Annotated in this window: 17 protein-coding genes; 5 read left to right on the top strand and 12 right to left on the bottom strand. The window is 58.2% G+C overall.

What is annotated here, in order from left to right:
- Window positions 1-41 precede the first annotated feature (41 nt).
- From ACM6IO_RS15095 to ACM6IO_RS15070, 6 genes are all read right to left on the bottom strand, one after another.
- Window positions 42-638 carry a cytochrome c3 family protein gene (locus ACM6IO_RS15095; protein ID WP_008038883.1) on the bottom strand — a complete coding sequence of 199 codons (597 nt, stop codon included), beginning with the start codon at window positions 636-638 and terminating at the stop codon, window positions 42-44.
- 9 nt (window positions 639-647) lie between these two features.
- Window positions 648-1,133 carry a nitrate reductase cytochrome c-type subunit gene (locus tag ACM6IO_RS15090; RefSeq protein WP_414911763.1) on the bottom strand — a complete coding sequence of 162 codons (486 nt, stop codon included), beginning with the start codon at window positions 1,131-1,133 and terminating at the stop codon, window positions 648-650.
- 11 nt (window positions 1,134-1,144) lie between these two features.
- Window positions 1,145-3,649, bottom strand: a complete 2,505-nt coding sequence (napA, locus tag ACM6IO_RS15085; protein ID WP_414911762.1) for a nitrate reductase catalytic subunit NapA — start codon at window positions 3,647-3,649, stop codon at window positions 1,145-1,147.
- Window positions 3,646-3,906 carry a chaperone NapD gene (locus ACM6IO_RS15080; RefSeq protein ID WP_008038861.1) on the bottom strand — a complete coding sequence of 87 codons (261 nt, stop codon included), beginning with the start codon at window positions 3,904-3,906 and terminating at the stop codon, window positions 3,646-3,648. The genes napA and ACM6IO_RS15080 overlap by 4 nt, the downstream gene beginning before the upstream one ends.
- Window positions 3,907-3,939: 33 nt before the next feature.
- Window positions 3,940-4,107 carry a periplasmic nitrate reductase, NapE protein gene (gene napE / locus ACM6IO_RS15075; RefSeq protein WP_008038857.1) on the bottom strand — a complete coding sequence of 56 codons (168 nt, stop codon included), beginning with the start codon at window positions 4,105-4,107 and terminating at the stop codon, window positions 3,940-3,942.
- A gap of 259 nt (window positions 4,108-4,366) precedes the next feature.
- A complete protein-coding gene (locus ACM6IO_RS15070) occupies window positions 4,367-5,107 on the bottom strand; it encodes a Mut7-C ubiquitin/RNAse domain-containing protein (RefSeq protein ID WP_223481198.1) in 741 nt (246 codons plus the stop codon).
- 359 nt (window positions 5,108-5,466) lie between these two features.
- Here ACM6IO_RS15070 and ACM6IO_RS15065 point away from each other — a divergent pair, with 359 nt between their 5' ends.
- Together ACM6IO_RS15065 and ACM6IO_RS15060 are read left to right on the top strand one after the other, a co-directional pair.
- A complete protein-coding gene (locus ACM6IO_RS15065) occupies window positions 5,467-5,928 on the top strand; it encodes a hypothetical protein (RefSeq protein ID WP_414911761.1) in 462 nt (153 codons plus the stop codon).
- 369 nt (window positions 5,929-6,297) lie between these two features.
- Window positions 6,298-6,726 carry an arsenate reductase ArsC gene (locus ACM6IO_RS15060; RefSeq protein ID WP_414911760.1) on the top strand — a complete coding sequence of 143 codons (429 nt, stop codon included), beginning with the start codon at window positions 6,298-6,300 and terminating at the stop codon, window positions 6,724-6,726.
- 3 nt (window positions 6,727-6,729) lie between these two features.
- Here the strand turns inward: ACM6IO_RS15060 and arsH are convergent, their stop codons facing one another.
- Both arsH and ACM6IO_RS15050 read right to left on the bottom strand, forming a co-directional pair.
- The gene (gene arsH, locus ACM6IO_RS15055; RefSeq protein WP_008038847.1) at window positions 6,730-7,422 is read right to left on the bottom strand and encodes an arsenical resistance protein ArsH; all 693 of its coding nucleotides are present in this window, start codon (window positions 7,420-7,422) and stop codon (window positions 6,730-6,732) included.
- An 11-nt stretch (window positions 7,423-7,433) separates the two neighbouring features.
- Window positions 7,434-7,904: an arsenate reductase ArsC gene (locus tag ACM6IO_RS15050; RefSeq protein ID WP_008033448.1), complete on the bottom strand. Its 471-nt coding sequence runs from the start codon at window positions 7,902-7,904 to the stop codon at window positions 7,434-7,436.
- Between the two features lie 296 nt (window positions 7,905-8,200).
- Between ACM6IO_RS15050 and ACM6IO_RS15045 the strand changes: the two genes are divergently transcribed.
- Together ACM6IO_RS15045 and map are read left to right on the top strand one after the other, a co-directional pair.
- Window positions 8,201-8,467, top strand: coding sequence for a ParD-like family protein (locus ACM6IO_RS15045; RefSeq protein ID WP_008038842.1), 267 nt, complete (start codon window positions 8,201-8,203; stop codon window positions 8,465-8,467).
- A complete protein-coding gene (gene map, locus ACM6IO_RS15040) occupies window positions 8,464-9,255 on the top strand; it encodes a type I methionyl aminopeptidase (RefSeq protein ID WP_207284485.1) in 792 nt (263 codons plus the stop codon). Before ACM6IO_RS15045 ends, map begins: the two co-directional genes overlap by 4 nt.
- Before the next feature lie 74 nt (window positions 9,256-9,329).
- Here map and ACM6IO_RS15035 read toward each other — a convergent pair whose 3' ends face one another.
- Window positions 9,330-9,977: a TetR/AcrR family transcriptional regulator gene (locus tag ACM6IO_RS15035; RefSeq protein WP_008038840.1), complete on the bottom strand. Its 648-nt coding sequence runs from the start codon at window positions 9,975-9,977 to the stop codon at window positions 9,330-9,332.
- Between the two features lie 129 nt (window positions 9,978-10,106).
- Here ACM6IO_RS15035 and ACM6IO_RS15030 point away from each other — a divergent pair, with 129 nt between their 5' ends.
- The gene (locus ACM6IO_RS15030; protein ID WP_008038838.1) at window positions 10,107-11,324 is read left to right on the top strand and encodes an MFS transporter; all 1,218 of its coding nucleotides are present in this window, start codon (window positions 10,107-10,109) and stop codon (window positions 11,322-11,324) included.
- 184 nt (window positions 11,325-11,508) lie between these two features.
- Here ACM6IO_RS15030 and ACM6IO_RS15025 read toward each other — a convergent pair whose 3' ends face one another.
- From ACM6IO_RS15025 to ACM6IO_RS15015, 3 genes are all read right to left on the bottom strand, one after another.
- Complete coding sequence (locus ACM6IO_RS15025) at window positions 11,509-11,964, bottom strand: VOC family protein (RefSeq protein ID WP_226299551.1); 456 nt, start codon at window positions 11,962-11,964, stop codon at window positions 11,509-11,511.
- 182 nt (window positions 11,965-12,146) lie between these two features.
- Window positions 12,147-12,569, bottom strand: coding sequence for an MAPEG family protein (locus tag ACM6IO_RS15020; RefSeq protein ID WP_414911759.1), 423 nt, complete (start codon window positions 12,567-12,569; stop codon window positions 12,147-12,149).
- Window positions 12,570-12,641: 72 nt separating this feature from the next.
- Entirely contained in the window at window positions 12,642-13,595 is a 954-nt protein-coding gene (locus ACM6IO_RS15015) for a diiron oxygenase (protein WP_414911758.1), read from the bottom strand.
- Window positions 13,596-13,634 lie beyond the last annotated feature (39 nt).

Genomic DNA, 13,634 nt, shown 5'->3' with positions numbered 1-13,634 from the left:
CGCTGACGGTGTGGGGCGGCCGGTCGGATAGTTCGGATGCATCACCATCCTTTCACTCCACTCATATCGGGCAACTTGTGCGCAATGCCCTTGTGGCAGTCGATGCAAGTGGCCTCGCCCTTGGCCAATGCGGTGGAGTGCATGGCCGCAGCGCGTTTGCCCTGGCGGGTAAAGTCCATGAACTCAAAGTTGTGGCAGTTGCGACATTCGCGCGAGTCGTTGGCCTTGAGCCTGGCCCATTCATGTTCTGCCAGTTCACGGCGCAAGGTGAGGAATTTGTCGCGGGTGTCGATGGTGCCGAACAGCTTGCCCCAGACTTCCTTCGATGCCTGCATCTTGCGCGCGATCTTGTGCGTCCACTCATGGGGAACGTGGCAGTCCGGGCAACTGGCGCGCACACCGGAACGGTTGGTGTAGTGAATGGTGTCCTGCAACTCGACATAGACGTTGTCGCGCATCTCGTGGCAGGAAATGCAGAACTTCTCGGTGTTGGTCAGCTCCAGCGCCGTGTTGAAACCGCCCCAGAAAATGATCCCGGCGATAAAGCCGCCCAGTGTCAGAAACCCCAGGCTGAAGTAAACGCTGGGTCGACAGAGGATGCCCCAATAATCCTTAAGCAGGGCGAACAGTGCTTTCATGGCGCCTCCTCAAGGTTTTTGCGCAGCGTTGGCATCGTCTTGCAGGATTTTGTCGATGGTTTCAAAGGTGTTGCCCACCAGCGGCAGTACCTCTTTTTGCGGCACGTGGCACTGAGTGCAGAAGTAGCGCCGGGGCGAGACCGCCGCCAGCGCCTGACCGTCGCGGTCCATGTAGTGGGTGATGCTGATCATCGTCGCCTGGGTGCGCGCGCTATTGGCCCGGCTGTGGCACGTCAGGCATTTGTTGCCGTTCTTGTCGATCTGGTAGCCGCGAATGCTGTGGGGAATGGTCGGCGGCTGGTCAGGATAGTTGCGCTCGCGCTTCAGGTCCTTGTTTTCATCGTTGGCAATCGGTGGCGCGGGCATGCTCCGGGTGAGGGTGCCGCCGGGGCGGCGACCGTCGGGGCCGGGCGCATCCAGCGGGTAATCGACCTCGGCGGCAAGCACCACGCCCATTGCGGCAAGCAGGACCAGGGGCAGGATTCGAAAAGTCATGACGGTTCTCCTCAAGCCGCGCTGATCAACTCGATGCGGATGGCGCATTTCTTGTAGTCGGTCTGCTTGGAGATCGGGTCGGTGGCGTCGAGCGTGACCTTGTTGATCAACTTGTTGGCATCGAAAAACGGTACGAACACCAGGCCGCGGGGTGGTTTGTTGCGCCCGCGGGTTTCGATGCGCGCGCGGATTTCACCGCGGCGGCTGATCAGCTTCACTTCGCTGCCACGCCGTGCCTTCAAGGCCTTGGCGTCCTCCGGATGCATGTACACCAGGGCGTCCGGCACCGCTCTGTACAACTCCTCGACTCGCTGGGTCATGCTGCCCGTATGCCAGTGTTCGAGAACCCGGCCGGTGCTTAGCCAGAACGGGTAGTCAGCATCCGGGATTTCGGCCGGTGGCTCGTAGGGCAGGGCGAAGATGATCGCCTTCTTGTCCGGGTAGCCATAGAACTGCACTTCGCTGCCGGCCTCCACGTAAGGATCGAGGCCCTCGCGATAACGCCAGCGGGTCTCCTTGCCGTCGACCACCGGCCAGCGCAGGCCACGTTCGCTGTGGTAAAGGTCGAAGGGTGCCAGGTCATGTCCATGGCCACGACCGAACCGGGCGTACTCTTCGAACAAGCCTTTTTGCGCATAGAAACCAAAGGCCTTGGCTTCGTCGTTCTTGTAGCCGGCCTCGATTTGCTCGACGGGAAACTGGTCGACCTGACCGTTCCTGAATAGAACCTCGAACAGGGTTTTGCCTTTGTATTGCGGCGATTTGGCTAGCAACTCGGCGGGCCAGGTTTCGTCGGTGGTGAAGCGTTTGGAAAACTCCATCAGCTGCCACAAGTCCGATTTGGCGTCTCCCGGTGCGGTGACCAATTGATGCCAGAACTGCGTGCGACGTTCGGCATTGCCAAAGGCGCCTTCCTTTTCCACCCACATGGCGCTGGGCAGGATCAGGTCGGCGGCCTGGGCGGAAACGGTGGGGTAGACGTCCGAGACGATGACGAAGTTTTCCGGGTTGCGCCAGCCTGGCAAGACTTCCTGCATGATGTTCGGCCCGGCGTGCATGTTGTTGCTGGCCTGGGTCCAATACACGTTGAGGATGCCGTCCTTGAGCATGCGGCTCTGTTGCACCGCGTGAAAACCGACTTTCTCCTGGATGGTGCCGGCCGGCAGTTTCCAGATCTGTTCTGCGGTGGCGCGGTGCTTGGGGTTGGTCACTACCATGTCGGCGGGCAAGCGGTGGGAGAAGGTGCCGACCTCCCGCGCAGTGCCACAGGCTGACGGCTGGCCGGTCAACGAGAATGGGCTGTTGCCCGGCTCGCTGATCTTGCCGGTGAGCAGGTGGATGTTATAGATCAGGTTGTTGGCCCACACCCCGCGTGTGTGTTGGTTGAAACCCATGGTCCAGAACGACACGACCTTGCGTTCGGGGTCCGCATAAAGTTCAGCCAGGGCCTTGAGGTGTTCCGGGGCAACACCGGACTCTTTCGCGGTACGTTCCAGGGTGTAGGGTTTGACGAACGCGGCGAACTGTTCGAAGGACATGTCGGTCCAGGTATTGGCCTTGTCGGCATTCTTTGCCTGTTTTTCCCGTGGGTCGTCAGGACGCAAGCCATAGCCGATGTCGTCGGCGCCTTTGGCGAAGCGCGTGTGCTTGCTGATGAAATCCTTATCGACCTTACCGTTTTCAATGATGTGGTTGGCAATGTAATTGAGGATCAGCAGGTCGGATTGCGGCGTGAATACCATGGGAATATCGGCCAGTTCGAAGCTGCGATGTTCGAAGGTCGACAGCACCGCGACTTTCACGTGCGGCTGGCTCAGGCGCCGGTCGGTGACCCGGCTCCATAGAATCGGGTGCATCTCAGCCATGTTCGAGCCCCACAGCACAAAGGCGTCGGTGGCTTCGATGTCGTCGTAGCAGCCCATCGGTTCATCCGCGCCAAAAGTGCGCATGAAACCCATCACCGCCGAGGCCATGCAATGGCGGGCATTGGGGTCGATGTTGTTGCTGCGAAAACCGGCTTTCATCAATTTGTTGGCCGCGTAACCTTCCCAAACCGTCCATTGCCCGGAACCGAACATGCCGATCGATTCCGGGCCTTTGCTCTTCAGGGCTTGCTTGAACTTTTCTTCCATAATGTCGAAGGCCTGGTCCCAGCTGATCGGCTGGAATTCGCCCTGTTTGTCGAACTGGCCGTTGGTCATGCGCAGCAGAGGCTGGGTCAGGCGGTCCACGCCGTACATGATTTTGGAGAGAAAATAGCCCTTCACGCAGTTGAGTCCGCGATTGACCTCGGCCTTGACGTCGCCATGGGTGGCGACCACCCGGTTGTCGCGGGTCGCGACCATCACGCTGCATCCGGTGCCGCAGAAACGGCAGGGCGCATTGTTCCAGTCCAGGGTGACCATGTCCGCCTCGGTAATCAGGTTACTGGCGGACGTGGCAATCGGCAGGCCAGCGGCGGCGGCTGCGATGGCCGCGGCCTGGGCCTTGACGAACTCTCGGCGGGACATGCTCATTCGGTGTCTCCTGTGGGCTCTAGGAGTTCGTGATAGATCAACGCGGCGTTGAGCACACCCGGCAGATTGTTGATTTGCTCGATACGTTGCAGGATCTGATTTTCGTGGCTGGCCTCAAGCACGACCACCAGTTTTCCGGCGGCACTTTCGTGATGTAATTCCAGGCCGTCCAATAGACGCAAGTTGGCTTTGACGGCGTCGAATAGTTCAGGTCGGGCAAGTACCACCAGGCTGGCTATATGCAGAGTTTCGTCCATGCGCTGACTCCAACAGGCTCTGAAAGAGAACTATCAGTTAGGTGGTCCGGGCGGGCCGTAGAGCATTTGGAAAAACCAGATGAGGAAGCCATAGCCGCCCACTATCGCGACCGACAGCAGCGGAAAAAGGCAGACGACAAGAAAGACAAACAGCCGGGCTTCTTTGCGACGCTGCGGTTTTTGTTCTTCAGCCAACGACATGAGAATCTCCTGCCGAAACTTGCGTTGATACTAGATCAGTAGTTAAGGGGAGGACTTCTGCCCTGAGTTTTTCTCGACCAATGGTTAACCTCCGTACACCGGTGCAAGCCACGAGCGGGACAGGTATGGAGATGGATGCAATCTACTTTCGTGACACAACGCAGGCGTATCGGTCCGATCTCCTTGCGCGTAGTGCATGCGGTGACCGGAGTTCCCGAGTAAACGGTCCTCGCAATCTCTTCCCTGTCGATGCGTTCGGCTATCGGTCCAGCAGAGGTGCCAGCAGTGCACACATGCTGCGCCAGTGCGAACCCTCCCAGTAAACCCGTTGGCAGGCGTCGCAGCGCAGAAAGTGCGAATAGAGGGCGCCAACGCGTGGCGGCACCTGCGGCCGGGCCAGTTCCGGGCTGATCTCGTGCAGCGGCAGGTTGCAATGAAGGCACAGGCTGAATGGCCGCGCGCTACGCGCCAGGTCGAGGCGCTCGTACAATTCGCGCAGCTGCAGCGACGGTTTCAGGGCATGCACGTAACAGCCGTGGCTGATGATCCGCCGCTTGAGCAGTTCGCGGTCACGGGTGAGCACGATACGTCCTTGCTGCGCAGCGATCTCAGCGATCTCGCCATCCTCGAAGCCATTGTCGTAGAGGGTGTCGAAGCCGCTCATGCGCAGCAGGTTGGCCAGCCCGCCCAGGTGCGCATCCGCGACGAAGCGCAGCACCCGTAAAGGTTGAGCACGAACCTTTAACAGCGGGCTGATGTCCAGCGTTTCGAACTTGGGATACACCGCCAACCGGTCATCATCGAAGATCACCCGCTCGAAACCCACCGACTCGCCGTTGAGCAACACCAGTTCGACCTCCGTGTGCGGTATCCCGAGCGCCTCGATCATGTGCTTGACCGTCGCCCCTCGCGCGCACTTGCAGGTGAATGACTGCCGCCGCCGTTCGGCCGGCAGGAAATCGTTGAGCTCCTCGTAGAAGCGGAAGGTTGCACTGGCCATGATGAACAGTATGGCAGGGCTGCAGGATGAGCGAGTCTGGCCCGGACATCTTCTGCGGCGGGGCCCCGACTACGATCGTGTTGGAATTGCTCAGGGATAGGTTTGATGTCGATTTGTTCAGGGGGCTTCGAGGCCGCCAGGATAAAAAACAGTGGGCCAAATGTATCGCTGTGTATCCAGACCCGCTGTAAAGATGCTGGCGTACAAATGCCCCTCGATCCGGATACATCCGGGATACACGGTTGCAGTCAAATAGCCTGGCCTTAGCGAGAAAGCAAACGCACCTCGCACCACGGCTTATCGCCCTGGCGGCATGACCCTGAGCGGCCTCACCGCACACAGTATCCGGAGAAATAACCATGTCCCGTCTTTCGAACAAATCCCGTATTGGCCTGATCGCTGTTTCACTGGTCGGCTGCATGAACCTCGCTTCGTCCGCCTTCGCCGCTGACGCACTGCCTCAAGGCTACCAACTCGCCGCGGCGGAAAAGACCAGTGAAGGCAAGTGTGGCGAAGGCAAGTGCGGCGCCAGCGAAACCGGCGCCAAAGTCACCAAGGCCGGTGAAGGCAAATGCGGTGAAGGCAAATGCGGCGACGCTTCCTTCGCCCGTACCGACACCGACCACGACGGCCGCGTTTCCCTGAAAGAATTGCTGACCGTGGCCCCAAAGGGTGCTGAAGAGTTCAAGGCGATGGACACCAACAACGACGGTTTTCTTTCCGAAGGCGAGGTCTACAAATTCCGCACCAACCAGTACACCTCCAACGGCAAGAAAGTGCCAACCGAGCTGTTCACCAAAATGAGCAAAGCGCAGGGCTGATAGTGGGGGCTGCCGACTACGACAACACCGGTGTGGCGAGATAGGGTTTCCTCTATCTCGCCACATCGGTGTTTATTTGTTGCGATCTATAAAGCGCTGGGGGGGGCAGGATCGGCGGGGACTAATTGATGTTTGAGGCGGCAAAAGCGGCAGGCAAAAAAAAGCTGCCAAAAATGGCAGCCATTGAAAGAGCCCGCAACGGGTTGAAGTCAGTATTACTTAAGATAAATGACAGCCTCGTGACAATTCTTCAATCCGTACTGCATTTCATATGCTTCCCATCGGTCAGGACTTCCCTTCGGCGCAATCACTGCTCTAATAACAGCAACCGATGTTCCGTTCACTGTCTTGAAAGAGGGGGCGTTGCTCATGACCGAAAAATCCCGGGTGCTGTTCGTCTGCGCTAAAAATGACATTCGTTCATTGATGGCGGAATCGCTCCTCAAACATATCGACTCCGAACACTTTGAAGCCTTCAGCGCGGGGCTGGTAGCCAGTGAAGTCGACCCGCGAACGCTTGAGTCGCTGGAACATATCGGCGTCGACGCAACCGGCTTGCGCAGCAAATCAATCAGCGAGTTTGAAGGCCAGCAGTTCGACTATGTCATCACGCTGTGTGACAAATCATCGGAAGAGGCGGGCAAGATGCCGATCTCTGACGAAGTGATGACGTGGAATTTTGAGGATCCGGCGAGCAGTGAACGGCATGAACCTTTTCGACATGCTCTCCAGGAAATTCACGACCGCGTCAAAATGTTCGTCACTGTCAAAATGAGGCATTCAAGCGCTCATGCTTGAGATTCAAATCGACCGCTGATTCACCCGCCGGGTCAGTTCCTCCGCCGACTCCTTGCGTTCCGAGTAACGGTCAACCAGGTCCGGGCGCTCGCGCAGCAACAGGGTGAACTTCACCAGCTCCTCCATGACGTCCACCACCCGGTCATAAAGCGCGGACGGTTTCATGCGGTTGTCTTCGTCGAATTCCAGATAAGCCTTCGGCACGGAAGACTGGTTGGGGATGGTGAACATCCGCATCCAGCGCCCCAGCACGCGCAGTTGATTCACCACGTTAAACGACTGAGAGCCACCACTGACTTGCATGACCGCGAGGGTTTTGCCCTGGGTCGGGCGAATGGCGCCTAGCGCGAGCGGCACCCAGTCTATTTGCGCCTTGAACACGGCCGACATCGAGCCGTGACGTTCAGGCGAACACCAGACCTGTCCTTCCGACCATTGCATCAGTTCAAGCAGTTCCTGGACTTTCGGGTGATCGGTCGGTGCATCGTCCGGCAGAGGAAGACCGGATGGATTGAAGATTCGCGTTTCTGCACCGAAATGTTCGAGCAATCGGGCGGCTTCCTCGATCAGCAGACGACTGAATGAGCGCGGTCGAGTCGACCCGTACAACAGCAGGATTCGCGGCTTGTGCGGGATGTCGTCACCGGCAATGGATTGAATCAGGGAGGCGTCTAGATTGGGCAGTTCGTGGGACATGAGGGCTCCGGTTACAGGGTGCTGATGCGATCGAGTTCGCGCTTCAACGCATCCCGGTCAAGTTCGCCGAAGGGCAGGGCGAGGAAGGCCCGGCAGCGTGTTTCGATGCGCGCCAGGGTTGAGTGGAAGGCTGCGGTCACGACCGCTTCGTCGCCCTTCACCTCGGACGGATCTTCCAATCCCCAATGGGCTTTCAGCGCCGGGCCGAAGTAAACCGGGCACGCCTCGCCGGCAGCCTTGTCACAGACGGTGATGACAATGTCCGGTGGGTTGGCTTCGAAGGCGTCGTTGCCTTTACTGCTCAACCCGTCAATCGCGATGCCGGCTTCTTGCAGCGTCACAAGACTGCGCGGCAGAACCTGGCCCTTGGGGAAGCTGCCGGCACTGACTGCCTGAAAACCTTGCGGCGCGAGATGATTGAACATCGCTTCGGAGAGGATGCTGCGGCAGCTATTGGCGGTGCACATGAACAGAACGCGCATGGTGACTTCTCTTGGTACATATGGTTAATCGAATATACGGTTTTCCATATGGGGTGGTCAAATGCTGTCTGACTGTCAATTCATTGCCTGGCATGGGGCGTTGCTGGAATGCGGTCTTTGAGAACGAGGCCGCTGCAGAGTCCGTAGGGCTGACTCATTCGCCCAAATCATTACTACCTTTGCAGGCGGATCGATCAGATCCATCAGTATTCCTTCCTCATTGCCATAACGTGCATTTGATTTAGCGCCCAAACCGACTAATATACGTTCCATATCCATTTCATATAGTGAAGCTGATGGGCATCGTAAAAATTTCTGAAGACATGCATGAGCATCTGCGCGTCGCGAGCGATGCGTTGAGTCGCTCGATCAACGCTCAGGCCGAGCACTGGATGCGTATCGGGATGCTTGCCGAATTACACCCCGACCTGGATCACAGCGACATTTGCCGCATGTTGATTCGTGCAGAACTGCAAGGTGGTCTTGATTTGAAGAAGCTCTGCGCCCTCGAAGAAAGTTCGCAAGGCCCACAGGTTCATGCAGCCATCGGTGCCAGAAAATGAGGGCGAACGTGCGCATTAATACCCGGGCAGACATCGCCAGCTCGCGTGCCGCTGCAACGCTGGCGGCCGAGGTGCTGGCCATGATTGGGCCTTATGTGAAAGCGGGTGTCACCACCGACGAGCTCGATCAGCGCTGTCACGATTACATCGTCAATGTGCAAAAGGCCATTGCGGGGAATATCGGGTATCTCGGCTACCCGAAAACCGTGCTGACGTCCGTCAATCAGGTGGTCTGCCATGGCCTGCCTTCGGCCACTGTCCTGAAGGATGGCGACATTGTGAATATCGACGTCGCTGTCAAAAAGGACGGTTGGTATGGCGACACCAGTCGAATGTATTACGTGGGTGAACCCAGTCCGCAGGCTCGGCATTTGGTCAAGACCACCTACGAAGCGCTGTGCGCCGGTATTCGAGTCGTTCGCCCCGGCGCCACGCTGGGCGATATCGGTTATGCCATTCAGTCGGTCGCCGAAAGGGATGGATTCAGTGTTGTGCGCGAATACTGCGGTCACGGTATTGGCAAGGTCTATCACGATGAACCGCAGATCCTCCATTACGGCTACCCCGGCCAGGGATTGCAGTTGAAAGCGGGCATGATTTTCACCATTGAGCCGATGCTGAATGCGGGTAAGCGTCATGTGAAAACCCTGGCGGACGGCTGGACCGTTGTCACCAAGGATCACTCCCTTTCAGCCCAGTGGGAGCACATGGTGGCGGTCACTGACGATGGCTTTGAGGTTCTATCTGCCTGGCCTGACAGCGTCGAAGAGTTCCCGGCTATCCGATAACCCGGCCCTGGACGGGCCTTTGACAATTACGCAGTTGCGCCGGATTCACGCCATGGCCTCACGGGTTAAATCAATCAGTCCCTGTTGGCCATTGCGATAGCTGGCGGAGCGGAAGAGGCCGTAATGTCCCAAGTCAGCAGTATCTGGGTGATGGCCGCATCAATTACCTCATGCGACGTGTTATCCCGAGCGAGGATGGAAATACCCTGCAGGAAACTGTCGAACACCGTAGCCATCGCGGGCGCGTGAACATTGCCCGGCAATTGACCTGTACTGATACCCCGCTCGACACACGCCAAAATCCCCGCACGAGTGCGGGTGCGTGAATGGGTCAATGCATCGACCACCCGCGCACTCTCCGGGCTGGGCGCGCTCATCACGCCGAGGGCCACCATGCAGCCTTTGGGATGACCTTCTTCGCATTGCATGCGCGCCGATTGGCGCAGCGCGGTTTCGATAGCCTGGCGTGGAGGCAGGCTCCCGTCCCACAGGCATTCGGTGACTTGAGCGAAAGTCGCCAGATAACGCTGCACACACTCGTCAAACAACGCTTCCTTGGAACCGAATGCCGCATAAAAACTCGGTGCGGAAATTCCGCCGCCCAATCCGGCTTTCAACTGAGCGAGGGAGGTCGCGTCGTAGCCGTGTTGCCAAAACAGGTGCATGGCCTGTTCCACGGCTTGGTCGCGGTCAAAGGTTCGGGGGCGGCCCATTTGCGCCATTTCAAGGCTCCTGAGGATTACGAGATAAATACTAGTCGATACATAAGTCGTTGACAACGAGTGCTGGCAGCCTTCAACATTTGTATCGATCAGTATTTAAGTCGAAAATCCTCACTCAAGGAATCTACCGTGACACCCTCAATTACCTTATCGGTGGCGCCCGAGCGCCTACCCATTGGCGCCTTGCTTGCACTGGCCATGACCGGCTTCATCTGCATCGTCACCGAAACATTGCCCGCCGGCCTATTGCCCCTGATCAGCGAAGGACTGGCGATTTCCCCCTCCATGGCCGGGCAGATGGTCACCGCTTACGCGCTGGGTTCGGTTCTGGCGGTGATCCCCATGACCATCGCCACCCGTGGCTGGCGCCGCCGCAATGTACTGCTGCTGACCATCGTCGGTTTCCTGCTGTTCAACTCCATCACCGCGCTGTCATCCCACTACGGAGCGACCCTGGTGGCGCGCTTCTTCGCCGGCGTCGCGGCGGGGCTGGCCTGGAGCCTGCTGGCCGGTTACGCCCGACGCATGGTCGCGCCCCATCAACAGGGCAAGGCGCTGGCGCTGGCCATGGTCGGCACACCGATTGCCCTGTCCCTGGGTGTACCCCTCGGCACCTGGCTGGGCGGCCTCGTGGGTTGGCGCACGACCTTCGGCATCATGTCGGCCCTGACCCTGGTGCTGATTGCCTGGGTGCTGGTGAAAGTCCCGGACTACCCCTCCCAAGCCGAGCACCAGCGCCTGTCGCTGCGCACCGTTCTGACCACTCCGGGCGTGCGCCCCGTGCTGGCGGTGGTGATCTGCTGGATGCTGGCCCACAACATTCTCTACACCTACATCGCACCGTTCGTGGTGCCGGCGGGGTTGGGGGATCGCGTGGATTTAGTGTTGTTGGTGTTTGGCACTGCGGCGTTGGCGGGGATCTGGCTGACTGCCAAATTGGTTGAGCCGTTGTTGCGCAAGACAGTGTTGGTGAGCCTGGCGACGTTTGCGGCGGTTTGCGTTGTGCTTGGATTTTTGGGGAGCGTGCCTGAAGTGATCTACATCGGCGTGGCGGTTTGGGGGTTGAGCTTCGGCGGGGCGGCGACGTTGTTGCAAACGGCGCTGGCAGACGCGGCGGGAGATGGGGCCGATGTGGCGTTGTCGCTGAATGTGGTGGCCTGGAACAGTGCGATTGCGGGGAGTGGGGTAGTGGGCGGCGTGTTGCTGGATAGATGGGGTATCGCCTCTTTTCCCTGGGCAATGATGGTGTTGGTGGGAGTGGGTTTTGCGATTGTCTGGGGGGCTCGGGCTCACGGCTTCAAATCGGGACCGCGTGCGGCTGGCCGGCCTGCGGTTGCGGGGCACTGAACTACAAAAAAGGCGCTGGCGGGGGGCTTTAATTCGAGAGTTGTCCCGTCCTGAATAAGGTTTACACCTTCTGATCTGTTTTCAGGAGGACGGGATACATCTCCGCTGCTGAGGGCTTGGCAAAAAATTATTGAGGCAGATGGCCGGAGCGCTGTGGTCAACTTCCGAATCCCGAGACCAGATTTCAGGCAAACGCCTCCTCGATAAATGCTTCCAGCGCCTTGTCTTCCAATATCTCGATGGAGAAGTGCCCGAAGCGCTTGGGCAGCCAGATAATGCGGGCCCCGGACGGGGATTGCAGGTTCTCGCGGGCGAGGGGTTTGCCGTTTTCGTCTTCTGGCTGAACACCCGTGGCGATCAATTCGTCATAGGCCTTCTCGATGTCCGGCGTGGAGTAGCAGTGGCGATAAATCATGCCTTCACCCGAAGAATCGAGGAGCTCCTTCAGGTTCCCCGCCAACGGTTGAACCAGCATGAAACGCTCCTGACCGATCAACGCAATCGCGTAGCGCACGTGCAGGCCACCGCGTTCCCAGACGAGGGTTTTAGAGATCCTGGCCTTCAGTGTTTGTGCGTAGTAAGCACAGGCTTCTTCAAGATTCGTGACCAGTACATCGACGTGACTGAACTTCAGTTCCATTGCATTTCTCCTGTCGAACCGGCGTCCATGATAACGACGTCACCCTCAGGATCAGAAGGGGTTACATGGGGTTTGTTTGCGAGCCGAACAGCGTCGCTGAGATGGGGTCGTGCCGCATGCTTGCCGAGAGCGGCAACGCATTACCCTCGACGTTTGCGGCAAGTAAACACTTCATCCCTTACTCATACGCCGTAACTCGCCGCTATCACAATGAGCGCAAGGAAACAGACCAACTGAACGCAAAAGAAGGTAAACCGAACCGCCACGAACCTGTTTGTCTGCACATGAGATACGTGAACCAGAGACTGGCACACACGAGCGATCAGGACGAGCATGGACAAGTTGTCAACGGCGGGTGTGTTGATACCAAGGGCTGAAATCACGAACACAATGGCGCCAAAGACGGGCAGGTTTTCCACACAGTTCGCATGCGCTCGTGTTCCGCGCCGATACCAATCTTCGCCATCGGGCTGATCGCTTCGGAAAGAGGCAATCGGAACATTCGAGAACAGGATTCTGACCCAGCGATACACCCCGACGGTTGCCATCAACAGCAGCAAAGTCCAGGTCGCGAACCCCAGCAACATCCACATCGGTATCGTCATGGCTGCCATCCTCAATCCAGCACGTCATTGCACATCCGCGCGGCCGACGCGAGGTCGGCCGCACCCTGTAGATCAGTTGCTCATGATGGGAGCCAGTGCGGTCTGAATCCTGGACATCTGTGCGGGTGTTGTCATGCGCGCAAGCAGTTGGCCAAAGTGTGGATGCTGCACGCCCGAGATAATGTACTGCCAGCGGTAGGCGCCCAGCACGGAGGCATTGATTTGCGCGGTCTCGTCAACACTGAACGAGCGTGGAACATTGCGAATGAAGTAGTTGGCATCGGATGCCGATTGCGCCTGCAGGATTGCATCGACGGCTGCCACCAGCGCAATCAGATCGTTCACTGCCTGGTCGCGCTCGACTGGCGAAAGTTTCGCATGCTCCGCTTTCCATTCCAGCTCATCGAGCACGACGTGCCGGCTTTCATCCTTCCAGTGAAACTTGAAGACATCCTTGAAGAGCGGGCACAACTCCTCGCGCGGGGCGATGCTTTTTGCGTAATGCGTTTGAACAAACAGCTCGATATGACAGGTCAGCGCCAGCACCGACCAGGTGCTGGCCGCCAGTACCGCACGCGCCACATCGTTCGGATCGGCCACTTGGCGATATCCCGCCGGCAATTGCGCATCCATCATCGTTTCTATGCGCCGGAACAGCTCCTGATGCTTGATCTCGTCATTGGAAAATCGCACCAGCGCTTCAAGCGCGAGTTGATCGTCAAAGACATGGGCCCGACCTTGATCGAGCATTTTGGCACTGATGAAACGCTCGACCAGGCCAAAGATATACGCATAGGTTCGGCCCTGAATCTGGCTGAGCAGGCGCGCTTCTTCCAGGGTGAGAAAGGTCAGGCGGTCGATCCGCGAGAGTCCGTCGGGCAAGAATTTGCGCGAGAAGTCGAAACTGCGGTCCTGCAGCAAATCGCGATCGATCTGCCATTCGGCTTTTTTCGAGGACCTGACGAGTTGAGCATAACGGGCGGCGTTGCCCGAATCTGCGTCGGGTAAGGTTGCGACGGTGTTCATATCGATCTCCTGCTTCCTGGTCGAACTGGAAGGGGGCCA

Origin of the sequence: Pseudomonas sp. IT-P44, from assembly GCF_949768225.1 — a bacterium.
Taxonomy (GTDB): domain Bacteria; phylum Pseudomonadota; class Gammaproteobacteria; order Pseudomonadales; family Pseudomonadaceae; genus Aquipseudomonas; species Aquipseudomonas migulae.
The sequence above is the reverse complement of the archived record's forward strand: the minus strand, read 5'-3'. Positions and strand labels throughout refer to the sequence as shown.